Raw genomic sequence first — 26,285 nt, 5'->3', positions numbered from 1 at the left:
CTGCGGAACTATCTTCAGGCGGGACGACTGATGCGCGGCGGCCCGGGACTGGCGGTTCCTGGCCGAGACCGACCTGCCGAGCGTCAGAGGCCATCCAAGGGGGCGCGCGGTAGGCGGGCTACGTGGCCGGGGACCCGCCGCCTCGCGTGGCAGCCGGCGCTCTCGCAACATCCGGTACACCCCGGAACTGCCATTCCCCGGCCTCGACATCAGCACAGCCTCGGTCGGCTCGCCGTCACCAACGTCGAACTGGAAATCTCGGTACCTCAACGAGTTCATGGACGTCCGCGAGGGCCCTTGAGTGGTGCTCAAGTAAGTCCTGCCCATGGCTGGTCGGTTGAGGGAGTTCACGTCTTCTGTGTCCAGATCGACACTGGTGTCGTCGTCGGCGGCGGTGAGGTCCCCCGCGCGGCGTGACGGACGCCCGTGCGCCCCGGCGAACGGGGCGGCCTGGAAGCCCGCTTCAGCGGGGCGACCCTCGCTTGGGACACCGTGGAGGCGGCTGAGCAGGGTCGGTCGGCGGAACTCACCTCGCGGTACGAGGCGAACGGCATCCTGACCGCCGCGCGTGACGCCATCGTGCTGGACCTGATCCGCGAGGGCGGCAATCGCACCGGCGAGGCCATTCGGCCTGGTCTTTCGTCGTACGCGGGAAGACCGCCTCGAAGTGTCAACAGCGCAACCTTTCGGGCGACTTGGGCACCCGGTGGTCGAGCCGGCTCGGCTCGTGTACGAGTTGTCGACGGCCCAGCAGCAGATCGTGTCCACAGCGCGGGACTCTCCCACGCTGTACGGCTCATCGTGGTGGCCGAACAGCCCGCCGCGCTGGGGTCCACGCCGACGCCCACGCCACCGGAGCCCCGTAGTCGTGGCCGACGATCACGGCGCTTGACTCGCCCAGTGCTCGACCATGCCGACGCAGTCCGCGACCGACTCGGTGATCCGGTACGCGGCCACCTCGGCGGGCTTGGACGAGCGGCCGTATCCCCGCATGTCCATCGCCACGGCGCGGTAGCCGGCGTTGGACAGCGCGTCCATCTGGTGCCGCCACGAGTACCAGGACTCTGGAAAGCCATGGACCAGCAGGACGATCGGGCCGGACGTCCCGGCGATCCGCAGGTGGATGCGCTGTCCGTTGACCCGGACGGTTCGCTCTTCCCATTGAGAGGGGGCATTGGCGGTCTCCATGTCGCTCTTGTGCACAGAAATGCTTCCTCGGGGTGACGCGGTCCCGTCGCGTAGCCCCGAACGAGGGCGGTGCGGGCATCACTTCGCCGCTTCGGCTTCGATGCCCGCACAGCCGGTCCTCGGGTTACGCGTCGCTGAACTTCGCCGTCCCGCCGGTCAGGTACTTGATGGCACCGAGGCCCTGCGCCCGTGCGCAGTCCTCGGTCAGCTTCTGGATGGTGGCGGCGTCGAGGACCGAGTGGAACTGGCCCTCGTCGGTGAAGCCGACGTTGGCTCCGTACACGATGAACAGCACGACCGTGGGCTCGGTGGTCGTCTCGGGTACGGCGAAGGTGTGGACCGAGGAGGCGGGCTCGTAGAGGTACGACCCCGCGGTCTGCGGCTGGTCCGGGTACTCCTTGTAGATCCACTCCCCTTTGAGGGTGTAACCGTGCACCGGACCGGTGTGGAGGTGGATGGGCAGCTCCACACCGGGAGCGAAGGTCCCGATGACCACCCACACCCCGACCTCGGGGTCGAGGAACAGCGGCTGGAAGTCGACCCCGGGACCCAGGGAGTCCTTCAGGACGGGGATCTCGTTCACGTTGACCGTGAGCAGCTCGGTCTGCGGGAGCGAGACGACAGGGACCTTGTTCGCGGTCAGTTCGGCGGTCATGACGGGTGCCTGCTTTCTCATGATTGCCGCGGCCCGCCGAGGCGGGCTCCGTCGCGTGCGGCGGACGGGAAGGCGGCTCGACTCGGATCGGATCAGCTCACGGAAGGACGATGATCTTGGCGTCCTTCTCGGGGTCGGCCAGCCTCGCGAAGGCCTCGGGCACGTCGTCGAGTGCGACACGGCTGGTGATGAACGCCTCGACCTGCAGCTCCCCGGAGGCGATGTGTCCCAGTGCCTGGGCGAACTCCTCGGGTGTGTAGGAGATGCAGAAGGCCAGGTCGATCTCCTTCATGATCGCGAAGCTCGGGTAGAAGGAGTCCTGCACCATGCACAGGCCCGCGACGACGATCTTCGAGCAGGCCGCGGCCCCGGCCAGGATCTGCTGGATGATGCCGGGTACGCCGACGCACTCGAAGACGACGGACGGGCGGAGGCCCGTGCCCTGGAACATCAGAGTCTGGCGGCCCCACCGCGTCGGGTCGGAGGAGGCGGCGACCTCCTGCCAGGTCTCGTAGGGTGACGTCTCGCGCGGGTCGACCACGACATCGGCGCCGAGGGCGGTGGCCATCGCCCTGCGCGACGGCGAGAAGTCCGACGCCACGATCGGACCGATGCCCCGCATCTTCAGGACCGCGATCACCGCGAGTCCGATGGGACCGCAGCCGATGACGAGCGGCACGTCGTCGGGTCCCAGGCCGCCGCGGTTGACCGCGTGCAGGGCGACCGCGAGCGGTTCGGCGAGGGTGGCGATGTCGTCGGGGACGTGGTCGGGCACCGGAATGAGGAGGTCCTCCGACAGGAGCATGTACTCGGCGTACCCGCCCGGCGTGGAGGGGCCCCCGAAGCCGATGGACACGGGTTCCGGCCGGAGGAGGAACGGCACCGAGACGACTCGACTGCCAGGCGCGAGCGTCGCTCGACAGTCAGGTCCGTACTCGACGACCTCGGCGCAGAACTCGTGCCCCAGGACCACCGGTTCGTCCAGCTTGAAGAGCTCTACCCCCGCTGCCTCCCTGGCACTGTCCAGCAGCTGGGCGCCATGGGTGACACAGTGCAGGTCGCTGCCGCAGATGCCCGCCGCGAGGACCTTGACTAGTGCCTCCCCGGGACCGGGCTGCGGGAGCGGTGCCTCGACCACCTCGAGGCTGCTGTTGATCATGACGACTGCCTTCATCGACATGAGATGCTCCTCGCGCCGGCGTCGCAGCGACCGCTGGGGAGGAGGATTTGTCCGGCATGAACGTGGTTTCGCATGGCTCTGTCTGCTTCCTCGAAGACGGAGATCGTCACGCTGGCGAGGTGACGCCGTGGAGGGATGCTGACACCGGACGAGGCTCAAGAACTTGTCTTGATGCGACTATTAGTTGACACTTGGCGACTGTGACCAGCCTGATCCGTGGTCTCGCGCTCCTCAACGTCGCTGAGCTGGTGGCCGACCTCGGCGGCGACTCCGACGCCCTCATGCGTACGCACGGCATCGATCCGGGGGCTGCCGGTGACTACGACACGTTTCTCCCCTACGCCTCCGTGGCCGCCGTGATCGGGGACGCGGCCCAGGAGCTCGACTGCCCAGACTTCGGGATGCGACTGGCCCGCAGGCAGGGCCTCCAACTGCTGGGCCCCATCGCGGTCATCCTCCGCAACGCGGAAACTGTGGACGCGGCGATCGAGAGCGTCTCGCGATACCTGCCCCACTACGTGCCCCATGACTTCACCGAGCTGATCCGCGAACCGCACGCGGCGATCTTCACGCTCTCGACGAACCTGCGCCGACCCGCTCATCGCGACCAGATGGTCGAGAAGGGCCTCGGTATCGCGATGGACGCCTTCCGACTGATGCTCGGGGAGGGCTTCGTTCCTCTTCGGGTGACGCTGCAACACCGCCGCATCGCCCCCATGGAGAGCTATCGCGAGATGTTCGGGTGTCCTGTCGAGTTCGAGCAGGAGGTGAACTCCGTCCACCTGCCCCCTCACTCGTTGAACCAGCCGATCCGCGGTCGGGACGCGGCAGCACTGGCCCTGGCCGAGAACTACCTCTCCGGCATACGGCCCGACCTGGCGGTCGCCGATCACGTGCGCGGCAAGATTCAGCGGCTTCTGGTCGTCAACCAGGCCGACCTGGTCGCGGTCGCGAGGGCGATGTCCCTGCACCCGCGGGTGCTCCAGCGCAGGCTCGCCGAGTCCGGCACGTCCTTCGAGGAGATCCTCGACGACGTGCGGCGCGACATGGCATGGGATCTTTCCGCCACCGGCATGCAGATCTCCCAGATCGCGACCATGCTCGGTTACTCCGAGACCAGCAGCTACACGCGAGCCTGCCGACGGTGGTACGGCGAATCGCCCAGACAACTGCGCGCGCGTCGGCGGGGCGTGCCGGAGTCCGCGCCCGCCCGGCTGCCTCACACACTCGGTGCAGGAGGACCGACGCCGCGTCTGGGCCACTCGCCGCGATCCGGCTGATCGTCGGTGAGAGAGGCGCGCTCAAGCAGGTCCTCCAGCACCGAGATCGGTGACACAGTCGTCTCCGTGGCCCATGACGCCCACCTCAGCATGATCGTGCCGGGTCGGCTGATCGCCCTGTTGCGGGCCTGGAGACGATCAGTTCGACCGGTGACTCACAGCGTCGGACGCTGATGCCTGATCCGTAGACTTCCATCATGGAACGGAAGAGCTTTCAGAGCATGAGCTGCCCGGTCGCGCTGGCGCTGGAACGGGTCGGCGAGTGGTGGAGCATCCTCATCCTGCGCGACGCGACACATGGCATCACCCGGTTCGACGGGTTCCAGAAGAGCCTGGGCATCTCACCGAACTCCCTGACCCGCCGACTCGGCGCGCTCGTCGAGGCCGGCCTCCTCGAGCGTCGCCGCTACAGCGAACGCCCTCCGCGGGACGAGTACGTCCTCACCGAGGCCGGCCACGCATTTCTGCCGGTACTCATCGCCCTGTACGCCTTCGGCGCCGAGCACTTCCCGCCGGAGGCGTCGAACGTCCGGCTGGTGGACAAGGAGTCAGGCGCCGATGTCGATCCGCTGCTGATCGACCGGACGACCGGTCACCCCATCGACGAGGAGCACACCATGTTCCTGCCGGGTCTGTCCGCGGACGACCGGCTCCGAGCCGTACTCGGGCGGAGGAACCAGCAGGCCTCGTGAGCCTACGGGGACCGCTGTCACCACAACCAGTTACTTGCATGATGGTAGTGACTCTCCTACTGTGAGCCTCTGAGCCCGCAAACGAGCGGGAGTACGTGGGCGGCCCTCGGGTCAGATGGCCGAGCACCGCTCCACCGGCCGCCGCCGAGGCGGGGGCAGTCACACGACGAGGTGTGCCATGAGCGCTTCAGCAAGCGGCCGAGCCCTCCGACAACACCGCGCAGCGATCACGTCGAGCCGCCGAAGTGATCGGTTACAGCTTGCCCGGAGTGAACCTTTCGCCCCGCACCGAGCAGTTCAGAAGGCGCCGGAAGGGCCGTCACCACGGATGCCGGCGTCCGGCCCCGGCCGGCTCTCGATGATCATCGCCACGTGTTGACTCCGGTCCACTCGGCAGTCGTTTGCCTGCGCCCGCCCCGGGCTCGCGAACAACGCGCCGATCCCGATTGAGCACGCCGCCGAGCGTGAGACACCTTGCTCTCCCGCAGTAACCGGCAAGACCGACCGGTGCCACCGTGGCGCCGTACCGCTCGGTGATCAACTAGTCGACAGCACACAGCCGTTGGAACCCTCCGGCGTGAACACCGTCTCGCTGTCGCTGTCGCTGTCGCTGTCGCTGTCGCTGTCGCTGTCGCTGTCCCTCACCCGTACCTGACGGACGGCCCTGCCCGCGTCGGCACTGATCCGGAGCCACCGGTCCGACCCCGGACAGCTGGGACTCCAGACCGGCGGCTACTACGGCTGCCCCGATCCGGCCTACCTGCGTCCAGGCTTCCTGGATGTGCCCCATTTCCGCCGTACCGACCTCGTGTCCTTGATCTCATCGATTGCCCCGACGAGTTCGCCGCCTGCGTCCTGACGTTTCTCGCCGACGCGAAAGGCCCCGACCAACCCGATCCGGCACGGCCTTCGTCGGCGCCGACTCATCGCACCGTCCCGCACGACGCGGCGACCATCCTCTGAATCGATGCACCAGTAGCTGCACCAGTAATGGAGACCCTTCATGTTCGCCAGCCCGTTCCCCGACGTTGACATCCCCGAAGCGAGCGTCTTCGACTTCCTCTTCACAGACGTCGATCAGGTCGATCAGACGGACCTGGATCAAGTCGCGCTCATCGACGCCGCCGGTGGCACGCAGACCACTTACCGGGAGCTGATCGAGCGGGTGAACGCGACGGCCGGCGCGCTGGCCGTTCGCGGGATCGGCGTCGGCGACGTGGTGGGCCTCCTGGCGCCGAACTCGTCCCTGTTCGCCGTGGCCTTCCACGGCATTCTGCGGTCCGGTGCCACCGCGACCACGATCAACGCGTTGTTCACCGCCCATGACATCGCCAAGCAGCTCACCGACGCGAACGCGACGATGCTGATCACCGTCACCGCGTTGCTGCCGCAGGCGCAGGAGGCGGCGTGGACGGTCGGGATCACGTCGGAGAGCCTGATCGTCCTCGACGGTGACGGCGCTGCCGCCACCGGACACCCGAACGCCGACGACCTGCTCGGCCCGGGCGCTCCCGCACCCCAGGTCGACTTCGATCCCGCCACCCACCTGGCAGTGTTGCCCTACAGCTCCGGAACCACCGGCAACCCCAAGGGCGTCATGCTCACCCACCGCAACCTGGTGGCCAACATGGCGCAGATCCGGCCGCTGCTCGCGATGAGATCCGACGACAAGATCCTCGCGGTACTGCCCTTCTTCCACATCTACGGCATGACCATGCTGCTCAACGCCGCGTTGCAGGCGCGGGCGACGCTGGTCGTCATGCCCCGCTTCGATCTGGCCGACTTCCTGAGCACCGTCCAGAGCCACCGGATCACCTACGGCTTCATCGCGCCTCCGGTCGCGGTGGCGCTGGCCAAGCATCCCGTGGTCGACCAGTTTGACATGTCATCGCTGCGTGTCATCCTGTCCGGCGCCGCACCGTTGGACGCCGAACTCGGAACCGCCGTGGCCAAGCGGCTGACCGTACAGGTGCTGCAGGGCTACGGCATGAGTGAACTGAGCCCGGTCAGCCACTGCATGCCCGCGGACGGCGGTCAGGAACACTTCGGGGAGGCCGCGCCGCTCAGCTCCTGCGGCTGGCCCGTCGCCAACACCGTCAACAAGATCGTCGATCCTGTCACCGGCAAGGAGGTCGCCTACCCCGCACAGGGGCTGAGCGAGCCGGGCGAGTTGTGGGTCAAGGGACCGAACGTGATGACCGGCTACCTCGGCAACCAGGAAGCGACCACCGCCACGATCGACTCCGACGGGTTCCTGCACACCGGGGACCTCGCCCGGGTCGACCACGCCGGCCGGGTGTTCATCGTCGACCGGCTCAAGGAACTGATCAAGTACAAGGGCTACCAGGTCCCGCCCGCCGAACTCGAGGCCCTGCTGCTGACCCACCCGGCCATCACCGACACCGCGGTCATCGGGGTCATCGACGACGGTGAGGAAATCCCCAAGGCCTTCGTCGTGCGTCGGCCCGGCACCGACCTCACCGCGGACGAGGTCATCGAGTTCGTCGCACGCCAGGTCGCCCCGTACAAGAAGGTCCGGCGGGTCGAGTTCATCGACGCCATCCCCAAGTCCGCATCGGGCAAGATCCTCCGCAAGGACCTCCGCTCCACGACCGTCAGCGCGTAGCTCCGTCGGGCAGTTCGCGTGGGGCGTCCCTGAGTGGAACCTGGGTGATCGTTTCAACGGTGCTGATCAGGCGGGGGCGGGTGTCGAACAGGTAGAAGTTGCCAATGTCGACCACGAAGGGAGCCGCGTAGGCGGGGTAGCGCTCGATGATGGCCTGCTTGTAGGCCTCGCCGTCGTCACTGAGCAGGTCGTCGGCGGCCTCCAGGTATGCAGTCATCTCGCGAACACGGCCTGTCCCGCGGGCAGTCCGTGTCCGCGCAGAACGGTGTGGTCGGCCTGGTGGCTCGACTTGCCCTTGGATCTGGCCGGTGTCCCAGACCGTCCTATCGTCCAGGCAGTGAGTCGCGCCATGGGTGGGGTATCAACGCTGCCGCTGACGTTCCTCGCGGTGACGGCCGCGCTCTACGGGCGTTCGGCCATCGCTCACACCTCCAGCACCAACCGCTCTCCTTCCGGTGCACGCGAGACGCAGGGCAGCATGGCGCCCTCCGCACGTTCGGTGGCCGTGAGCCGACGGTCGCGGTGATCGACGTGGCCATGGGCCACCCTTACCCGGCAGGTGCCGCAGAACCCCTGGCGGCAGGAGAACGGCATGTCCGGCAGGGCCTCGTGGAGAACATCCAGGGCTGAGCGGTTGTGCGGCACTGGCAGAACCCGTCCGGTGTCGCCCAGCTGAAGTTCGAAGGGACGGCCGTCCGTGATCGGGGGCGGGGCGAAACGCTCGAAGTGCAGGGCTGAGGCGCGGCTGCCACCGAACGCGCGCCGAACGCCGTCGATCATGGGTGCGGGCCCGCAGCAGTACACCGCACCCGCCGTCGGGCTCAAGCTCAGTAGATCGGCTGCTTCGGGCACGTCGGACTCGTCGTCAGGACGGATGGAGACCCGGCCAGGGGCTGCGGCCGCGAGTTCGGCGAGGTCTGCCGCGAAGGGCATCGAGCCGCGGCTGCGGCCGGTGTGCACGAGCCTCCAGTCCAGGCCGCGTCGGGCGGCTTCCCGGGCCATCGGCAGGATCGGGGTGATTCCGATGCCGCCCGCGATGAGCAGGATGGATGCTTCGGCGGCGAAGGGGAAGGCATTCCGGGGCGCGGTGACGGCGACCCGCACACCGTCTCCGAGGGTGTCGTGCACCTCGGCCGAACCGCCTCCGCCGTTGGCGATGCGGCGCACCGCGATGCGGTACCGGTGCCGGTCGGCGGGGTCGCCGCACAGGGAGTACTGCCGCTTGCGGCCGGAGGGCAGGTGCAGTTCGATGTGGGCACCGGGCTGCCAGGGCGGGAGCGTTCCCCCGTCGGGTGCTGCCAGCCGCAGGGAGACGACATCCTCGGCCTCCTGGTGCCTGGCGGCGACCACCAGTTCCCGGATCGCGGGTATCTCGGTGGCCGGCGGGCGCCTGGGAGGAGTGCTGCGCCGCGCGAGGCGCGTGACCGCGTTGTCGCTGAAAGCCGCCAGCTTCTGCATGAAGGAGTCGCTGCGCGGTCGGCCGTACAGGTCCGGTGGCCGAGTGAGGGCTGTGCTGATGTCCATGGGAGGCCTTGCTGGTTGCCGGGTCATTGGGCAGCCGCTCGGGCAGCGGGGGACGCCGCCAGGTAGGCGACCGCCTGCTGGGTCGAGCCCTCCTGGGTCGGGTGGTAGCCGGGGCGGAAGTAGCGCAGTACCGAGCGAGTGAACGCGCCCGGTGGCGGCAACAGGTCCTTGCGGGCGGCGGCCAGGTAGTCGCGGAAGCGGACCTTGACCCGGTCGTGGAGTTCGGGGTCGGCGCTCATCAGGAAGCGGACTCCGCGGATCCACAGCCGGGTCAGCACCGGAGCGGTGACGAGCATGCCGGCCACTCGGCGCCGGTACCGGGAATCGAGATGCACCAGCAGGTCGAACGCCACCGAACGGTGTTCGACCTCCTCCGCGCCGTGCCAGCGGAACAGATCCAGCATCGCGGGGTCCGCGCCGGCCTGGTCCAGGTGCCCGTTGCTGAGAATCCAGTGACCCATGTACGCGGTGAAGTGCTCGAAGGCCGCTATGAGGGCGAGCCGTTGGAGGAGGTGCGCGTGGGTGGCGGCCGGCGTCAGCTCCGGCCGGTCTCCGAGCACCCTTCGGAAGATCCATTCGGACTGCAGGGTGTACGGACCCGGGTCCAGCCCTTTGGCGAGCAGGTGCTCCAGGACCCCCTGGTGCGCCTCGGCGTGCATCGCCTCCTGACCGATGAAGCCGCGTACGTCCTCGCGCAGCCGGTCATCGGTGATCAGTGGCAGTGCCTGCTCGAAGGTGCGCACGAACCAGCGTTCGAGCTCGGGGAGCATGAGGTGGAGCACATCGAAAGTGTGGGTCGCGAAGGGCTCACCCGGCAGCCAGTGCAGCGGGGTGGCGCCCCAGTCGAAGGTGACGTCCCGGGGCTGCAGCACCAGGTCGTGGTGGTCGATGGGCTCTGACGGGCGCTCCGGGTGGGCATGTGCGGCTCGGAACATGACAGGTTCCTCCTCCGTCGGCGATCGGTGTGTGGGAAGGGGCAGTCAGGCAGTCGTCCAGTACTGCCGGTCTGTTACTGCTGGTCCGTCAGGTCGGGTGCGCGGTGTGGTCCGGAGTGCGGCAGGAGCCGTCTTCGATGCGGTGGGCGAATTCCGCGATCCGGGACGCGACCTCCTCGGGGTGGCTGAGCTGCACCCAGTGCCCGGCGTCGATCGGGCGCCGTTGTATCTGGCCCGTCCAGTGCTCCACTCCGTACGACAGCACCGGGGTGACGCAGAAGTCGCGGGTGGGGATGATGAGCTGAACCGGGACGGTGGTCGGCCGGTCCCGGGGATGCAACAGGCGGGGCAGCATGTTGGCGCGGTACAGCGCGGTGCCGACCACGGCGTCGCGGGCCAGCGTCGGCGCGGGGTAGGGGGTGTGCCCGGGCACGCCTTGGGAGTTGGTGAGGAAGGCGCGCCAGCGGTGTCCCAGTGCTCTCCAGGTCAGGGCGGGCAGGAGCGGAAGATGGAAGTAGGCGATGTACCAGGATCGTGCGGCCTGCCTCAGCATCTTCGGCAGATCCGGGTGCCGCGGCCGAAGGCGGGCACGGATCAGGTGGCCGACGTGGTCCAGGCACGGGCCGGAGATGGAGGTGAACGAGGCGATCCGCCCGGCCAGGCGGGTGCCGGTGACCGACTCCCATGAGTGGATCGATCCCCAGTCGTGTCCGACCAGGTGCACCGGGCGGTCGGGGCTCACGGCGTCGAGAACCGCCTCCAGGTCGGCTTCCAGTCGGGACATCCGGTAGGCGCGCAGACCCCTGGGCCGGTGGGAGGCACCGGCTCCCCGCACGTCGAAGGCGGTGACGTGGAAGCGGTCGGCCAGGCGCTCGGCGACGGGGCGCCACACGGCGCTGGTGTCCGGATAGCCGTGGACCAGCACCACCGGAGGAGCCGTGGACACTCCCCACTGGTAGGCGGCCAGCTCCACGCCGTCCGCGCCGTCTACGGCGATCCGGCGGGCGGCCGGGCCGGTCATCGGCCACCGCTGGCAGGGGTCAGTTCGCCGTAGTTCAGACCGCCGTGGAAGAAGCTGGGCAGCACCGGCCAGTGCCGCTTGAAGGGGGCCAGCTCGGAGGAGGGCAGGATCTGCAGCCAGCGCGGATCGCGGCGGCTGGGGTCGGCGAGGGTCTTCTCCTTGACCATGGAGTCGTACTGGTCGAGGGAGTCCTCCAGCGTGTTGGCGTTGGGCACCACCTCATGGCCGTAGAACGCGGCGTGGCGGCGCACCCCGGGGATGCGGGAGAGCTCGGGCTGCCAGTTGTCGGCCGAGATGCCGTTCTCGGAGGAGACCCACACCCCGTCGGGGGTGTTCAGCACCAGGGAGTGGTTGCCGTCCGTGTGACCGGGGGTCCACAGCAAACTGACGCCGACGCCGAGTTCGACATCGCCGTCGAAGGCGGTGACGCGCTCGGGCGGTACCCCGTCCATGCCTCCGTCGACGTACCAGGCCCACTGCATCGGATGCGTCGATTCGAAGGTGCCCAGCTCCCTGCGGTGCACCAACAACCGGGCGCGCGGGAACAGCGCTTCGCGGGGCGCCCGTTCGCCGGGAATGGTGGTGGTACTTCCCATGATCATGCGCACGTCCTGGACGTGCAGGTGGTCGAAGCTGACGAAGTCCACGTCCTCGGGTCGCAGACCGCAGGAGGGCAGGACGGTGTTCGGGTCCTGGTAGAAGCGGGCGAAGACGTGCTCGGTGAGAAAGTCCCCCGCCAGCCGCTTGAGCTGGGCGTAGAACGGCGCTTGAGCCGTTCCGGCGGCGACGGTCGGCTCCCACACCAGTGTTTTCGGCTCACCGTCGAAGCCGTCGAACTGCACGACGAGCATGCGGTTGACGATGCTCACGAACGGGTTGACGGCGAGCGCGGCGCCGTGGAAGCCGAACCGGGTCGGGTACGGGGCGGCGGCGATGTCGAAACTGCGGACGGCGTGGATGCGGCCCTGCTGGACGAACCGCTCACGGTAGGTGGCCGCGGCGCTGCGCACGGCGCGCAGCCGGTCACCGCGGGGCCACACGTCGTGGACACCTTCGAATTCGGGGATGGGACGCGGAGCGGCGGCGTCCTGCGCCTTGTCCGCGCTGGGCGCCGGCTTGGGCGTGGTGGTCACGGGCTCAACCTTCGGGATGGCGGGCGGTCCGGGTGCGCTGCTCGTAGACCGCGCGGACCGACCGGTCGGACAGGGCGGCGAGCTGGTCGGGGACGAGGAGGTGATGCAGGGCGTCGCGGGCACGGCCCGGCAGCACCGCGGCCAACCGGGTCAGGGCGGCCACCTGGCGGGGAACGAAGACCTCGAACCGCGGGCGCAGCACGACGTCGAGCACCGCGTCGGCCACCTGATCCGTCGTCAGGCGCCGGGTGGGTCCGGTCGCGGTGCCCACGGCCAGCTCGGTGTCCACGACGCCGGGCATCACCAAGGACACATGCACGCCCGTGCCGCGCAGTTCGGCGCGGACGGCTGTGCTGTAGCCGTGGACGGCGTGCTTCGTCGCCGCGTAGGTCGCCTCGCCGGCCGGGGCGACCTTGCTGGCGGCGGAGGCGATGTTCACCACGTGGCCGCGACCGCGTTTCCGCATCCCCGGGATCACGAGTTTCATCCCGCGCAGTACGCCGTGGACGTTGACGTCGAACTGGCGCAGGGCGGCTTCCTCCGGTTCCTCCTCGAAGGGGCCCACCCACATGATTCCGGCGTTGTTGATCAGTACGTCGATCGGCCCCAGCCGGGTCTCGACGGTGCGCAGGAAGTCTTCGAAGGAAGGTGTGTCGGTGACGTCGAGAGACAGCCCGAGCAGTCGGCCATTGGGACGCGCACCAATGGCACCGGCCGCCTCCGTGGCGAGCTCCGCGTCGAGATCGCCGATCGCCACGGCGGCTCCGGCCGCGGCGAGGCGGGCCGCGACGGCACGGCCGATTCCGCGGCCCGCCCCGGTGACCGCGATCACTCGGCCGGTCAGCGGTTGTGTGCGGGGGAGCCTGTGGAGCCTGTCGCGGTCTCTTCGGCTGGACGTGTGCGGGTATTTGGGCGGTGCTGCCACGGTCGAGCCCCTTTCTTGCCCTGAGCATGAGCGGAACGCCGAGCGGCCCCCACACGCGTCTGACACGATGCCATGTCAGATGATCTGACAAGCTAGAGTGTCAGTTCGGAGCACACCGGTGTCAACACCTCTGCGAAGGGGAAAAATGACCGGCACACAGACCGCTGGACGGCGCTACGGCGGACGCGATGCGGCGCAACGACAGCAGGAGCGCCGCACCCGCCTCATCCAGGCGGGCCTCGACATGTTCGGCACGGTCGGATACGCCTCAGCCTCCGTCAAGCAGGTGTGCTCCCATGCCGGACTGACCGAGCGCTACTTCTACGAGTCATTCCGCGATCGCGAAGACCTTCTCGCCGGGGTCTACAACGAGCTGATCACTACGATCCAAGCCGAGACCGCACAGGCCGCAGCCGCTGTCGCACCCGATGTCGACGCCCAGCTGCGAGCCGGCCTGGAAGTGTTCATCCGTACACTGGCCGGCGACGCCCGCATGGCCCGCCTGGTGCTCATCGAGGTCGTGGGCGCCAGCCCCCGCCTCGAAGTACGGCGCCGTGAGGTCCTGCACGAATTCGCCGCCATGGTCGCCGCCGTCGTCGCACCGCTCCCCGGCTCTGAAGCCTCCTCCAGCCGGCTCACGATGACGGCGATGAGTCTGGTCGGCGGAGTCAACGAACTCCTCGTGGACTGGACGCTCGGCCACCAGAACGCCACCGTCGAAGAACTGATCGACCTGTGCTACACCCTGTTCATCGCGGCCTACCGAGCCATCAGCGATCAGCCCTGATCACGCAGGGCCGGATTCCTTCAGGAGCTTCTGCACCGGACGGCAGCCCACGCCCCTGCTCCGGCCCGGCGCACTCGGCAGCCCTGTTTCGATCAGCGAGGGCGGCGAGAACCGTCGCGCGATGAACGCAAGTGCCGCGCACCTGCTGACTATCGACTCTCGGACGGGTTCCATATCGAGCATCCATCCGGAAGCGACGCAATGTGATCGGGTTGAGCGGCCGCGAACCATGACGGGCCCGTCGCGTCGTGGGAGCTGCTGAACGGCGGGGGATCACCCACCGCCTGCGTGCCCGCTGGCGCGCCTGTCCCGGGGGCCGGCCCGCGCCGGACCGACCCTGCCGCCATTGCTGGGCGCCCGCACATGCCCAGGCCCGCTAAGTGCCTGCGTCTCTCGACCGCAGTCACTGTCCGTATTCGCGCGGTGGACGCATTCGCCAGAATCGAGTACTGCCCCCCGTCAGTGATCATCGTCGGCGACATCGGGCTCGTGCCCGTCTCACCCGGACGCCGCCGAGGGCTTCTACGGCCTGGTGGCTGCCGCTACGGCATTTCCCTGCATCTGCATCTGGAGCGTTTCGGGGTGCGCCGAGATCGGCCGCGTGTAACCGATCGCCATTGAGCTGCTCATGGCGCGGGAGGCCCGCTCGTGCTGCTCATCCTTGGCCACGCTCTCGAACCAGGCGGGCGTTCTTCCGTGCTCCGCGTCAAGGCGGCGGCGATCGTCTTCTCGCCCGGGAGGAGTCTGAAGAGGTACGGCCGCGTGACACCGGCGCGCTTGGCGGTCGCCTCGGCAGGGGTGCCGTAGCAGTTGAGCGCGAACTCGCGATCGCGGCGCGCGGATGGCGCTGTCACGTCTCCCTGCCTGCTCATCCGGCGCGTGCCGCCATGTCGGCGGGCGCCGGTCAGCTCAACCTGAAGCCGGCCGGTGACGCGGCCCGGGATCAGTTCCGTGCTTGAGCTTGCGCATTGGAAACCGACCGGTTTACAGTGAGGGCAAGGGGAAACCGATCGGTTTCCAAGGTGATTTCGGGAGTGCATGATGACGACAAATCGGCCGGTGGCCCTCGTGACGGGTGCGTCCTCCGGCATCGGCAAGCAGACCGCGCTCGCGCTGGTCGCGGCGGGTTTCGAGGTGGCCGGCACGGGCCGCGACACCTCACGCGTCACCCCGCTGCGGGGTGTGACGTTCTTCGACCTCGACGTGGTCAGTGACAAGTCGGTCACCGCCGTGGTCCAGCAGGTGATCGACCGGTTCGGGCGGATCGACGTCCTGGTCAACAACGCCGGCATCGGCTCGATCGGCGCGGCGGAGGAAACCTCACTCGCGCAGGCCCAGGGCGTCTTCGACATCAACGTCTTCGGGGTCATGCGCATGGTGAGAGAGGTCCTGCCGCACATGCGCTCCCGAGGACGCGGACGCATCATCAACCTCTCGTCCGTACAGGGCTTCATCCCCGCCCCCTACATGGCCGTCTACGGCGCGTCCAAGCACGCGATCGAGGGCTACTCCCAGTCACTGGACCACGAGGTGCGGAAGTACGGCGTCCGCTCGCTCCTCGTCGAACCCGCCTACACGAACACCGGATTCGAGGCCAACAGCGCCAAGCCCGACACCCCCCTGCAGACCTACGCCGACCAGCGGCACGTCTTCGACCGCCTGATGACAGAGGCGATCAAGAACGGCGACGACCCCGCCGTCGTCGCCAAGGCGATCGTCACAGCCGCCACCGACGCGAAGCCGAAACTGCGCTACGCCGCCGGTCCCATGGCCGGACGCGCACGCATGCTCCGCTTCGTTCCCGCCTGGGTCCTGGACAAGCAGATCCGCACGATGAACAAGCTGGCCGGCTGACACCCCCACCCGCCAACCCTGTCCACCAAGCACGTCGGCACCCGCGCATCCCATCGCGTCGTTGATACCGGGAGAGACCCATGTCCGAGACCCTGCACTCCGCCGCCGCTACCGTCGGGAGCTGGCGCTCCGCCGAGGAACGCGGTGACGTCGACGCCGCGGTCGCGTGCCTGAGCCGGGATGTCGTGCTCAGCTCGCCGCTGACCGAGCAGTTCCGCTTCGAGGGATCCGACCAGCTGCGTGACTTCCTGACCTCGGCGTTCGCGGCGGTCAAGGACGTCCGCTACCACACCCAGACCGGCGAGGGCGACACATACGCGCTGGTCTACCGGGCGCGGGTGGCGTCCCAGTCGTTCGAGGAGGTGCAGTTGCTGCGGCTCGACGACGAGGCAAAGATCAAGGAGATCACGCTCTTCGGGCGTCCGATGCCGGCCCTCACCGCCCTGATGACCACCCTGGGGCCGGAGCTCGCCCGCCAACAGGGCCGCCGGGGCCTCGCGGCGCTCATGCGCGCCAGCACCGTACCCATCCACGCGATGGTCACCTTCGGGGACCGCGGCATGGTCGCGAAGACCCGGCCGGCAGCCCGGTAGACCTGACAGCACCCGGTCCACTGGCCGTTTGGCCCCGATCCCCTTCCAGGAGTTGGCGGCAGTCGCAGGCGATGTTCCCGGCGGACAGCTTCAGGTCGCAGGAACGCACGAGGTACCTGCCGTCCAGGTGGGCTCCGGCTCGCCCTGACCACACGGGCGAAGCCGACTCCCCGAGAGCGGCTGCTGGAGGAACCCTCCTCCACCGGTCACGGCAGCGTCCGGCCAATCCCCCCACGCGCCGAGGTGATGCGGCAACTCGCCGCGCCTTGCTGCAATTTGACCCAACAGGAGACGCTCCCGTGAAACGACGTGCGTTCCTTACGGCGACCACCGCGTCGCTGGCCGCCACCCAACTTGCCGGACCCGCCTACGCCTCCGCCTCCTCCTCCGGTTCAACAGCCGGTCACTACGAGGTCGTTGCCCGCTTCTGGGGCGCGATGCCGACGGGTGTCACCGTCTCGCGCCGCGGCCGGGTCTTCGTCAACTTTCCCCGCTGGGGCGACGACGTCCCGTTCACCGTCGCCGAACTGCGCGGCGGGAAGCCGGTGGCCTACCCCGACGCCGAGGTGAACCGTCAGGACGCCTCAGACCTGGCCGGGCACTTCCAGTCGGTGCAGAGCGTCGTCGTCGACCCGGCCGATCGGCTGTGGATCCTCGACACCGGAAGCCCGGGGTTCGCCGGGTCCTCCTACGGCGGTCCCAAGCTCGTGGCGGTCGACCTGCGCACGGACCGGATCGTACGGAAGATCCTCTTCCCGCCCGAGGTGGCGCCGGCGAACAGTTACCCCAACGACGTGCGCTTCGACCTGCGGCGCGGCGCCGAGGGCATGGCGTTCATCACCGACTCGGGCGGCTCCAACGGGGTGATCGTGGTCGACCTCGCCACGGGCCGCTCCTGGCGGCGACTGGCCGGGCATCCCTCGGCGCTCCCGGACGAGCGGTTCCTTCCGGTCATCGAGGGCGAGCCCTTCATGGTCCGCCCCGCGGGTGGCGAGCCCACGTACTACGAGACCGGCTCCGACGGCATCGCTCTCAGCGCCGACGGCACGCGCCTCTACTACTGCCCGCTGTCCAGCCGCCGACTCCACAGCGTGTCCACCGACGCCCTCGCCGACCCGGACGCCACGGACGCCGAGGTGGCGGCGACGGTCGAGGACCTCGGGTTCAAGCCGATGGCCGACGGCCTGGAGAGCGACGACAAGGGTCGGCTCTACGGCGGCGACCTCGAACACAACGCGATCTGGCGCAGGAGCCCGAACGGCACCTACCGGACCCTCGCCCAGGGGCGCGATCTGCTCTGGGTCGACACCCTGTCCGTCGCCTCGGACCGGCACCTGTACGCCATCGCCAACCAGCTCAACCGGCTGTCGCCCTTCCACGAGGGCAACGACCTGCGCCGCAAGCCCTACCTCCTGGTCCGCCTGCCGATCGACGCCGGGCCGGTCAGGCTCGTGTGACCTCTCCGGCCCGCGTCAGGCGGCCGCCTGGTCGGAGGAGAGGGCTCCACAAGGCGGGGTTGTCAGCCCGACGCTGTTGAACGTCGCCCTGCATGGGCTGGATGAAGCCGCCGGGGGCCGATACCTCCCTGATGGGATGAGGCACGCCGGTAGGTTGGAGCCGGGCACCCGGTGACGATCCGTTGTGCGACGATCTGGTGGCTTTGTGCGTCAGCGAGGAGCGGGCCCGACAGGTCAAGCGGCAGCTCGCGGTGTGGCTGGCGCCGAGGGGCCCGGCCTTCAACGAGGACAGCACGCACGTCTTCCGCCTTGAAGAAGGCTCCGACAACGTCCCTCGGGGTGCGGCGTGTGCAGGCGCGGTTCTCCGTGTGTCCGGGGGACGGCCGCCGACTGGAGCTCGGCGCAGGCCGGCGAAGAGGTCGTTCTCGGGCGGGGGCGCGCCGGTGGTGTCGTGGACCCGGACGAACGTCTCCACGCCCATGAGCTGACTGAACCTCTCCTTGCCCATCCGCAGGAAGAAGATGTTCTCACCCTGACTGGCATGCGCGGCCAGCGCGTCGAACTTCTGAATGCCGAACTCAGTGGTGTCCACCCACGTGGTGACTTCCTCGTCGGGCAGGCCGGTTTCGGGCCCCTCTCCGGCATCGGACGGACCCGGCTCCTCCCGGTCCGCTCCGAAATCGCGCATGATCTGCCCGAACTTCTTCATCATCGAGCGCGGCGCCGTCGTCCAGTACACCTTCGACGTCATCCCGGTCGGCGACAGCGCTGCCATCGTGATCCGGTTCGCCTGGAAGTGATCGGGGTGGCCGTAGAAGCCGTTCTCGTCGTAGGTCCCACCTCGCGGGACGCGACCCGAAAGAGTCCCGCGGAACCGTACGTTCAGGCTCGGAGCGGTCCCGGATCCGGACTCACGGCACGTCCGCGAACCCCTGAACCTCCCCCTCACTCATTCGCCACCCCGCTACCAGTACCCCCAGGGCTCGCTCATAGCAGTCGGCGACGGCGAGCCCGGGCGGCTCGTTCCCTGACAGCACCAGGGACACCAGGCCATGGGCCGTTCCCCAGACCGACAGCGCGATGACCTCCGGGTCGGACTCCGGACTGAACTGCCCTGCCTGCTGTCCGCGCCGCACGGCGTCGACGAGGGGCCGGTAGGTCTCGATGGCCTCACGCGGCCTCTCCGACTCCGAATCGGACGGGCACTGGACGCTGCGGTCGGAGAAGAGGATCGCGTAGAGATGCGGGTTGGCGATGGCGTATTCGCGATAGACGAGCCCAAGTCGGATCACGTCGCCGGCCGGGTCGTCCGTGGGACGGATGGCTGCCAGGCGTGCGACGAAGAGCCGCGCGGCCTCCTCGTACAGGCTGCTGAGCAGGCCCGCCTTGTTGCCGAACAGCGAGTAGACCGCCGTGGTCGAGGTCTTCACGTCCGCAGCGAGCTGTCGCAGGCTCAGCGCGGCAGTGCCGCGGTCGAAGACCGTGGCGGCCGCGCGGTGCAGGAGCCGGAGCCGGAGTGCTTCGTCATGTGTCTTGAGCCTGGCCATGGCGCCATCGTATTGCAACGCCGTTACGAATGCTTCTCGGTATCGCCTTGGCTTGCTGTTGTCCGCTGCGTCCCGCGTCAGGACCCGCCACTTCCGAACGAGATCCTCTTGCATATCAGCAGGTCAGAGCAGGGGAGCTCGACCCCTCTCCGGATGAGAGGTGTGTAACCGCGTTGCATCGAGCAATGAAAACGCTGTTACGGTTCATTCGGCGCCGACCTTCGGACGGTCCTGTCCGGCGCCGGCTAACGATCTAGGAGAAGTCATGTTTGAGGGGTTTGGGCGTCTGCTGTACCGCAGGCGAAAGCCGGTGCTGATACTGACCATGCTGTTCGCCGTCCTGTCCGGGGCCTACGGTGCCGGAGTCTTCGGCTCCCTGACACCGCTCGGCTTCCAGGACCCCGGCTCGGACAGCGTGCGCGCGGCCCACATCGCCGAGAAGGCGTTCCCGCAGCGGACACCCGACGCGGTGATCGTCTACCGCGACAAGGACCGCACCGTCGACGACCCGTCCTTCCAGCAGGCGGTCGTCAAGCAGTTGGAGTCCCTGCCGAAGTCGGAGGTGACCGGCTACCTGGACTTCTGGACGACCAAGATGCCGGCGCAGGTCAGCCACGACCGGCACGCCACCTACGTCGCCCTGAACCTCCACGGCAGCAGCGAGAAGGCCAAGGAGGACGCGTACAAGGCGGTCAAGGACAAGATTCCGGCACCCGGCCTTCAGACTCTGCAAGGCGGAACGGTGCCCACCGGCCACCAGGCGAGTGAGAAGATCGAACACGACCTGAGAACCGCGGAAATCATCTCGGCCCCCGTGCTCTTCCTGCTTCTGCTGGTCGTGTTCGGCGGCCTGACCGCCGCCTTCCTCCCGCTGCTCGTCGGGGTGCTCTCCATCCTCGGTTCGATGGCCGTCCTGCGGACCATCGCCGACATCACCGACGTGTCCGTGTTCTCCATGAGCCTGGTCACCATCCTGGGTCTCGCGGTCGCCATCGACTACGGCCTGCTGATCGTCAGCCGCTATCGCGAGGAGCTGGCGGCCGGCTACACCGGCGAAGCGGCGATCGGGCGCACTCTCGCCACGGCCGGGCGCACCGTGATGGTCTCCGGCACCACGGTCGCGGCGGCGCTGGCGGGCCTGACCCTCTTCCCGTCGACGTTCCTGAAGTCGATGTCGTACGGCGGTGTGGCCGCGGTCGTGCTGGCGGTGCTCTTCTCACTGGTCGCGCTGCCCGCCCTGCTCGCCGTCATGGGACCGAAGGTCAACGCCTTCCCGCTGCGCCGCAAGAGGGCAGGGCGGCCGACTGCGGCGGGCGAGGGCGCCTGGTACCGGTTCGGGCACGGCCTGATGCGGCGACGGTGGGTCGTGGTGGTGGGCGCGGTGGGCCTGCTGCTGACGCTCGCCCTGCCGTTCTCGAAGATCGAGTTCGGTTCCATCAACGCGCAGCAGCTGCGGAGCAGTTCCGAGGGCCGCCAGGTCTTCGACGCCATGGAGCACGACTTCGACGGCGACGCGGTGAAGTCCATCGACTCGCTGCTCGTGCTGAAGTCCGACGGGACCTCGAAGGACCAGGGCGCGGCGCTGAAGGCGTACGCCGAGCGGCTCGGCGCCACCGACGGCGCCACGAGCGCCCGGATCACCGGAGTCGAGGGCACCACGGCCCGGGTGTCGGTCACCTACGACGGCAATCCCATCTCGACCCACGCGCGCGACCTGGTGAACCGGCTCAAGGACGTCCCCGAACCGCCGGGCGCCCGGGCGTACTTCGGCGGCGAGTCGGCGGTCTACGACGACACCCTGGACGCACTCGGCGAGACCCTGCCGTGGATGCTGCTCTACATCGCGGTGATGACGTACCTCCTGTTGTTCCTCGCGTTCGGCTCGGTGCTGCTGCCGCTGAAGGCCATCGCGATGAACATGCTGTCGCTGACCGCGACCTTCGGCGTCCTGGTCTGGATCTTCCAGGACGGCCATCTGCACAACCTGCTCGGCTTCGATCCGACGGGCAACATCGAGCCCAACATGCCGATCATGCTGTTCGCGCTGATCTTCGGGCTCTCCATGGACTACGAGGTCTTCCTGGTGTCCCGGATGCGGGAGCAGTACGACAAGCAGGGCGACAGCACGCAGGCCGTGGCGACCGGGCTGCAGTCCATCGGCCGCCTGGTCGTGAGCGCGGCGCTGCTGATGTGCGTGCCGCTCGCGGCGATCGGGATGAGCGATGTGCTGACCATCAAGCTCTTCGGCGTCGGCATGGTGTTCGCGGTCCTGGTGGACGTGCTGGTGGTGCGCATCCTGCTGGGAACGGCCGTCATGAGACTGCTGGGCAGGGCGGCCTGGTGGGCTCCGGGCCCACTCGCCCGCTTCTACGACCGGTTCGGCATCAAGGAGACCGACATGCCGGAGGACACCGATGAGCGGGTCCCCGTCGCCACGGGCTGAACCCTCCCGAGAGGCCGAAGCGCCTTCACCTGGGGCACTTCGGCCCTCGCTGTCGTCGTGAGCGGGGCGGGGTGTCGGCGGTGCACTGCTGGGGACTCACTTCTCCGGATGCTCGCCCCGCCCGCACGCACGGCGATCATGGCGACGGTGGTTCGCGTCCTCCTGGGCCAGGCGCCGTAGCAGCCGGACGACCGGCTCGAACAGCACGGTGAGGACCACCGCCCGCTCGGCAAGGGCGATGCGGTCCTCGATCCCCTCGAACTGCGCGAAGTCCAAATCGGCGGCGGAGGTGGCGAGCTGTGCGTAGGGGATGAGGTCGTCGGCCGTGTAGTCGGTGCCGAGGCGGCTCAGCGCGGCGAGACTTTCGGCGAGTGCCGGGCGGTGGGGTGACGCGTCGGAGATCCGCCAGCCCATGTTCTCGATGAGAGCGTCGACCCTCGCGGCGGTTCCGCCCGGTACCGCCTCGTCGGCGCTCTCCGCTCCGGGACCGTCCTCGTTGTCCGCGCTGTTCTTCCCGTTCGTCTCCGCGGAGGGAACGGGCAGTGCGTGGTGGACGACGCCCAGGGTCTCGAACGCGTCCAGTGGACGGTCGACGGCTTCGAGTACTTCACGGGTGCGGGCGACGGAGAGCCCGCCGAGCTGGATGAGGGAACGGATCAGACGGAGCCGCTGGATGTGCTCCTCGCCGTACTCGACCGTGGTCGGGTTCAGCGCGCGGCCCTCGGGCAGCAGCCCTTCCCGGCGGTAGTACTTGATGGTCGCCGCCGGTACCCCGGACCGGCGACTGAGCTCTGAAATCCTCATGCGCTCCCTCACGCTCAACTGTCCCACCAGTATCGCGTTACCGGGGGGTTGCCCCGACGGGATCGATAGTGCCACTATCGAGTACTCGGTAGTAACGCTATCGAGTGCTTCTTCGGTGTGCCACTTCCTCCGTGCGTGTGGACGACATGCGCTCGCGGAAGCCGCCTGCACCGCCACGGCCACACCCAGCCGTAGTTCTTCCCCCGCTCCGGGCCCAGCCGGTGAGTTCTGGGTCCGGTCGTCTCGTACGCCTCGACAACGGAGAACCACACCATGTCCCAGCGAATCGGCAAGACCCACTGGAAGCGCTTCGCCATCGGTGCGGTCCCGACGGTGGCCGCCACCGCGGCGGTCGCCGTCTCCATGGCCCAGGGCGCACTGGCCGCTTCGTTCAGCATCTCCGGTTCCGACTTCCAGGTCTCGGCCGGCAAGTTGAGCGGCACCGGATTCGGCAACTACGCCACGGTCGACGTCGCCAAGAACGGCAAGCACGTGCCCGTCTCCGTCTCGTCCATCAAGAATGCGACGATCACCGACATGTGCCAGTCCGTCCCGGTGGACATACCCGTCCTCGGGACCTACACCATGACGCTCAAGGCCGGCGGGGACGGTACGCCGGCCAAGGCCAAGGACCTGTACATCGACATGACCGACCTCCAGGCGAAGAAGGGCACCTTCACCAACGTCGACATCGGCGTCGCCACCGGTTCCATGACCAAGGGTCAGGTCAACCCGAAGGACCACGTCGATCCCAACGGCTACGCCCAGCAGGCGGACGCGGTCGAGATCATCGATGCCCACCAGAAGGTCTGGGCCACGACTGCGGGAACGTTCGAACTGGCGGGCCTGCACATGAACATCGCGGCCGGCCGGCACGACTGCTTCTGACCTCGCTCCCGCCCTCTGGTCTCCCGTGCGCGCAAGCGGCCGGCGACTGCCCAGGGGGCGGCAGCGCCCCACCGTCCTCGCGGACACCCTCACCCACTCACGACTTGGGAACTGCCACATGACGAGTGCCGGTGCACCCGCGCACCCCCACAGTGACAGCGGCTTCATCCGCGCTCGCCGGGACTTCCGGGACTGGCGGCGCACCCGCCCCTTCTGGGCGGGTCTGCTGGTGCTCCTTGCCGCTGCGCCCATCATCTACTTCCCGTATTTCAACCTTTCCCTGGGCGCCCTGTCCGTGGCGATGTCCACCACCGCGGGGGCCGGGTCCCTGGTCATCGGCCTGACTCTGATCGTCCTTGGCGGACTCCTCTGGTTCCAGCCGATCATCAGGTTCTTCGCCGGCTGCGTCGCGGTGTTCCTCGGCGTGCTGTCGCTTCCCATCTCCAACTTCGGCGGGTTCTTCGTCGGCACACTGCTCGCGGCGTCGGGCGGACTCCTGGCTCTGGCGTGGGGCCCGGTGGACGGGCACCCGGAGGACATACCCGACGGCGCCGAGGGGTCGTCAGCCGCCGTCGGCCGGGCGGGAGGACAAGGGAGTGAGTGACCAGTCGCCCGACACCCGCAACGAGGCCGCAGCCCCCCGATTCGCTCGACCGCCGAGGGGCCGGCACGCCATCCCCCGTACGTCTGTGTTGACACGTCTGCGTCTGCCGGTCGGGAGGGCTCTCGCGCTGACCGCACTGCCGACCGCCCTCATCCTGGGAAGTCAACGCCTGCCCGAGTCCGTGGACACGAGCGCCACCGCGGCGCTCTCCGTTTCCGAAGAGGGGGCAGGCACGACTGGAACCAGCGGTGTCGACTGCGCCCGTCCCGACGACACCTCAACCTCTGCGACGAACGCTCCCGCAAACCCCACCCCGTCCGCTGATCCCCGCACGGCCGGCGCTCACCCGAGCGGGCAACCCGTCAAGCCGCCGTCGGACGCGGACGGCGAGGGAGCGGGCCCGACCCCAGCACCGACCGCCACTCCCACCCCCTCACCCAGCGCAACCTCCGCGACAACGAGCCTTGCGGACATCCTCGGCCCCCTCTTCCGCGACGACGCCGAGCAGCAAAGCCCGTCACCCGACGCGAGCCCCTCACAACACGCGAGCCCCTCACCAAGCTCGGCCACTTCGAGGCCAGAGTCCGGAGCACCGCCCGAGCCCCGGCTGTCCACCACACCTGTATCACCTGCTCCCAGCCACCGGGCCGTCGAGCCGCCGCCCCGACCGGAGCCGTCCCAAGGAACAGCCCGCACCTGCGACATCAGCGACCTCAAGGCCCCCGAGGAACATGAGGCCAGCCGATTCTCCGCCGAGGCATGGAACATGAAGGGGAGCCGCCTCGAACTGCACGACCTCGTCTTCGGTGGCGTGGTGACCGTGGAGACAGCCGCCGGGCCCAAGCGGGTGCTCAAGTTCACCGCGGCGGCGGTCACGATCCGCGATTTGAAGATGGCGGTGCCCGTCGGCCCACAGCTCCAGCACATCGACGGAGCGCCCGGTTCCACCTCCACGCTCCGGGGCGACGACATCACCATGTACGTCGAAAGCCTGACAGGCACCCTCTCCAGCATCGAAAACCTTCCCGCACCACCCGTCCTCCGCCTGCACCTCACCCCGGACACCATTCCGGAGTGGCTCTACGACACGATCGGCAAAATCGGTCTCAAGTTTCAACTCAGCCTGGACGACGCTGACATCGACCAGGCCGGACAGACAGGCGGACAACTGGCCATCCCCGGGATCCACGGCTACGGAACGCCACGCTGAAGCCAGCCGCAAACGGCTGTGGCTGGTCGTGGTCATGGGTGACGACACCTGACCGCGGGACTGTGTCGCACGCACGGTGGTCTGCTGGTGCAGCGGCGAGAGCCGCGGCCGTGGTCTGTTCGTCGGGGGCGGGTTTTCGCAGGCGCGGCGCGAGGCGACGTCGTCTCAAAGGGCACAGGAGAGGTAATGCAAGCAGGGGAGATGGAGCGGGTCGATCTGGGTGAGGTGCCGTATGAGGTGGCGCAGGCCGACATGGCCGGTTGGGTGGCCGAGCGAAAGCAGGGGCGTACTGGGGATCGGCTGGTCCTGCTCACCCACCCTCCCGTGATCACCTACACGGCGCGGACACCGGCCGACCAACTGCCAGAACCGGCTTCACCGATCAGCCTGGTCGAAGTCGACCGGGGAGGTCACGCCACCTATCACGGGCCAGGGCAGCTGATCGGGTATCTCGTGCTGAACGTACGCGAGCTGGGACCGCGCGGCTTGATACGACGGATCGAACACGCCCTGATCCGTGCGCTGGGATCACTGGGATTCGAGGCGATACGCCGGGACACACCCCGAGGCGCCGAGAGCCTGGTCGGCGTGTGGACCCCAGGCCACCGCAAAATCGCCTCCATCGGCATGCGCATCAGCGGCGGCGTGACCAGCCACGGATTCGCGCTCAACGTCGACCCGGACCTCGACGTCTACACCACGTTCACGGCCTGCGCCCTGCCCGGTGTCCGGATGACCTCGTTGGCTCAACTCGCTGCCGAACTCGGCCGGCCCACGCCCACGGAGGCGCAGGTGAGGGACGCTGTGGCCGACGCCGTAACAGCCGAGCTGGCGCCAACGCGCACACCCTCCTGAGCCGGGGCAGGCGCTTGCGCGGTGGCCGCCGCCCAGTTTCCAGTCCCCGCCTCCCGTAGACCGTAGGCCACGGGCCGAACCGGC

22 protein-coding genes and 3 pseudogenes are annotated in these 26,285 nt (G+C 68.5%); 13 read left to right on the top strand and 12 right to left on the bottom strand.

Annotation, left to right across the window (positions count from 1 at the left end; all coding sequences use genetic code 11):
* Positions 1–638: 638 nt before the first annotated feature.
* Positions 639–828 (top strand): annotated as a pseudogene (locus tag OG562_RS04235) (sugar ABC transporter ATP-binding protein); the annotation flags it as partial.
* Between the two features lie 7 nt (positions 829–835).
* Here OG562_RS04235 and OG562_RS04230 read toward each other — a convergent pair.
* The 3 genes and pseudogenes from OG562_RS04230 to OG562_RS04220 all read right to left on the bottom strand — a co-directional run.
* Positions 836–1,188, bottom strand: a pseudogene (locus tag OG562_RS04230) (alpha/beta fold hydrolase); the annotation flags it as partial.
* Positions 1,189–1,312: 124 nt separating this feature from the next.
* Positions 1,313–1,843, bottom strand: a complete 531-nt coding sequence (locus OG562_RS04225) for a 2,4'-dihydroxyacetophenone dioxygenase family protein (protein ID WP_266393731.1) — start codon at positions 1,841–1,843, stop codon at positions 1,313–1,315.
* Between the two features lie 97 nt (positions 1,844–1,940).
* Complete coding sequence (locus tag OG562_RS04220; protein ID WP_266393729.1) at positions 1,941–3,023, bottom strand: zinc-binding dehydrogenase; 1,083 nt, start codon at positions 3,021–3,023, stop codon at positions 1,941–1,943.
* Positions 3,024–3,223: 200 nt separating this feature from the next.
* On the opposite strand from OG562_RS04220, the gene OG562_RS04215 reads away from it, so the two are divergent.
* From OG562_RS04215 to OG562_RS04205, 3 genes are all read left to right on the top strand, one after another.
* On the top strand, positions 3,224–4,303 hold the full coding sequence (locus OG562_RS04215; protein WP_266393727.1) for an AraC family transcriptional regulator: 1,080 nt from the start codon (positions 3,224–3,226) through the stop codon (positions 4,301–4,303).
* 197 nt (positions 4,304–4,500) lie between these two features.
* Positions 4,501–4,995, top strand: a complete 495-nt coding sequence (locus OG562_RS04210) for a helix-turn-helix domain-containing protein (RefSeq protein WP_266393725.1) — start codon at positions 4,501–4,503, stop codon at positions 4,993–4,995.
* 1,003 nt (positions 4,996–5,998) lie between these two features.
* Complete coding sequence (locus OG562_RS04205) at positions 5,999–7,621, top strand: 4-coumarate--CoA ligase family protein (RefSeq protein ID WP_266393723.1); 1,623 nt, start codon at positions 5,999–6,001, stop codon at positions 7,619–7,621.
* Here OG562_RS04205 and OG562_RS04200 read toward each other — a convergent pair.
* The 6 genes from OG562_RS04200 to OG562_RS04175 form a co-directional block, all read right to left on the bottom strand.
* Positions 7,611–7,838: a hypothetical protein gene (locus OG562_RS04200; protein ID WP_266393721.1), complete on the bottom strand. Its 228-nt coding sequence runs from the start codon at positions 7,836–7,838 to the stop codon at positions 7,611–7,613. The genes OG562_RS04205 and OG562_RS04200 overlap by 11 nt on opposite strands.
* Positions 7,839–8,044: 206 nt before the next feature.
* Entirely contained in the window at positions 8,045–9,145 is a 1,101-nt protein-coding gene (locus tag OG562_RS04195) for a PDR/VanB family oxidoreductase (protein ID WP_266393720.1), read from the bottom strand.
* 23 nt (positions 9,146–9,168) lie between these two features.
* Positions 9,169–10,080: a metal-dependent hydrolase gene (locus OG562_RS04190; protein WP_266393719.1), complete on the bottom strand. Its 912-nt coding sequence runs from the start codon at positions 10,078–10,080 to the stop codon at positions 9,169–9,171.
* Positions 10,081–10,168: 88 nt separating this feature from the next.
* Positions 10,169–11,101, bottom strand: a complete 933-nt coding sequence (locus OG562_RS04185; protein WP_266393718.1) for an alpha/beta fold hydrolase — start codon at positions 11,099–11,101, stop codon at positions 10,169–10,171.
* Positions 11,098–12,234, bottom strand: coding sequence for a hypothetical protein (locus OG562_RS04180; protein ID WP_266393716.1), 1,137 nt, complete (start codon positions 12,232–12,234; stop codon positions 11,098–11,100). The genes OG562_RS04185 and OG562_RS04180 overlap by 4 nt, the downstream gene beginning before the upstream one ends.
* A gap of 4 nt (positions 12,235–12,238) precedes the next feature.
* Positions 12,239–13,066: an SDR family oxidoreductase gene (locus tag OG562_RS04175; protein WP_266393715.1), complete on the bottom strand. Its 828-nt coding sequence runs from the start codon at positions 13,064–13,066 to the stop codon at positions 12,239–12,241.
* Positions 13,067–13,304: 238 nt separating this feature from the next.
* On the opposite strand from OG562_RS04175, the gene OG562_RS04170 reads away from it, so the two are divergent.
* From OG562_RS04170 to OG562_RS04155, 4 genes are all read left to right on the top strand, one after another.
* Complete coding sequence (locus OG562_RS04170) at positions 13,305–13,946, top strand: TetR/AcrR family transcriptional regulator (protein WP_266393714.1); 642 nt, start codon at positions 13,305–13,307, stop codon at positions 13,944–13,946.
* Between the two features lie 1,041 nt (positions 13,947–14,987).
* On the top strand, positions 14,988–15,800 hold the full coding sequence (locus OG562_RS04165) for an oxidoreductase (protein ID WP_266393709.1): 813 nt from the start codon (positions 14,988–14,990) through the stop codon (positions 15,798–15,800).
* Between the two features lie 80 nt (positions 15,801–15,880).
* On the top strand, positions 15,881–16,393 hold the full coding sequence (locus tag OG562_RS04160) for a nuclear transport factor 2 family protein (RefSeq protein ID WP_266393708.1): 513 nt from the start codon (positions 15,881–15,883) through the stop codon (positions 16,391–16,393).
* Between the two features lie 299 nt (positions 16,394–16,692).
* Positions 16,693–17,850 (top strand): L-dopachrome tautomerase-related protein, encoded by a 1,158-nt coding sequence (locus tag OG562_RS04155; RefSeq protein ID WP_266393706.1) that lies wholly within the window; start codon positions 16,693–16,695, stop codon positions 17,848–17,850.
* Positions 17,851–18,250: 400 nt separating this feature from the next.
* Here the strand turns inward: OG562_RS04155 and OG562_RS04150 are convergent.
* Positions 18,251–18,685: pseudogene (locus tag OG562_RS04150) on the bottom strand (GlcNAc-PI de-N-acetylase); the annotation flags it as partial.
* A gap of 76 nt (positions 18,686–18,761) precedes the next feature.
* Positions 18,762–19,397 carry a TetR/AcrR family transcriptional regulator gene (locus OG562_RS04145; RefSeq protein ID WP_266393704.1) on the bottom strand — a complete coding sequence of 212 codons (636 nt, stop codon included), beginning with the start codon at positions 19,395–19,397 and terminating at the stop codon, positions 18,762–18,764.
* Positions 19,398–19,662: 265 nt separating this feature from the next.
* Here OG562_RS04145 and OG562_RS04140 point away from each other — a divergent pair, with 265 nt between their 5' ends.
* Complete coding sequence (locus OG562_RS04140) at positions 19,663–21,840, top strand: MMPL family transporter (RefSeq protein ID WP_266393702.1); 2,178 nt, start codon at positions 19,663–19,665, stop codon at positions 21,838–21,840.
* Positions 21,841–21,936: 96 nt separating this feature from the next.
* On the opposite strand, the gene OG562_RS04135 is transcribed toward OG562_RS04140, so the two are convergent.
* Complete coding sequence (locus OG562_RS04135) at positions 21,937–22,644, bottom strand: MerR family transcriptional regulator (RefSeq protein ID WP_266393700.1); 708 nt, start codon at positions 22,642–22,644, stop codon at positions 21,937–21,939.
* A 273-nt stretch (positions 22,645–22,917) separates the two neighbouring features.
* On the opposite strand from OG562_RS04135, the gene OG562_RS04130 reads away from it, so the two are divergent.
* From OG562_RS04130 to lipB, 4 genes are all read left to right on the top strand, one after another.
* Positions 22,918–23,532 (top strand): DUF6230 family protein, encoded by a 615-nt coding sequence (locus OG562_RS04130; RefSeq protein WP_266393698.1) that lies wholly within the window; start codon positions 22,918–22,920, stop codon positions 23,530–23,532.
* A gap of 118 nt (positions 23,533–23,650) precedes the next feature.
* Positions 23,651–24,136: a DUF6114 domain-containing protein gene (locus OG562_RS04125; RefSeq protein ID WP_266393696.1), complete on the top strand. Its 486-nt coding sequence runs from the start codon at positions 23,651–23,653 to the stop codon at positions 24,134–24,136.
* 814 nt (positions 24,137–24,950) lie between these two features.
* The gene (locus OG562_RS04120) at positions 24,951–25,346 is read left to right on the top strand and encodes a hypothetical protein (protein WP_266393691.1); all 396 of its coding nucleotides are present in this window, start codon (positions 24,951–24,953) and stop codon (positions 25,344–25,346) included.
* A 186-nt stretch (positions 25,347–25,532) separates the two neighbouring features.
* A complete protein-coding gene (gene lipB / locus OG562_RS04115; RefSeq protein ID WP_266393690.1) occupies positions 25,533–26,201 on the top strand; it encodes a lipoyl(octanoyl) transferase LipB in 669 nt (222 codons plus the stop codon).
* Positions 26,202–26,285 lie beyond the last annotated feature (84 nt).

Source organism: Streptomyces sp. NBC_01275 (genome assembly GCF_026340655.1).
Lineage (GTDB): Bacteria > Actinomycetota > Actinomycetes > Streptomycetales > Streptomycetaceae > Streptomyces.
The sequence above is the reverse complement of the archived record's forward strand: the minus strand, read 5'-3'. Positions and strand labels throughout refer to the sequence as shown.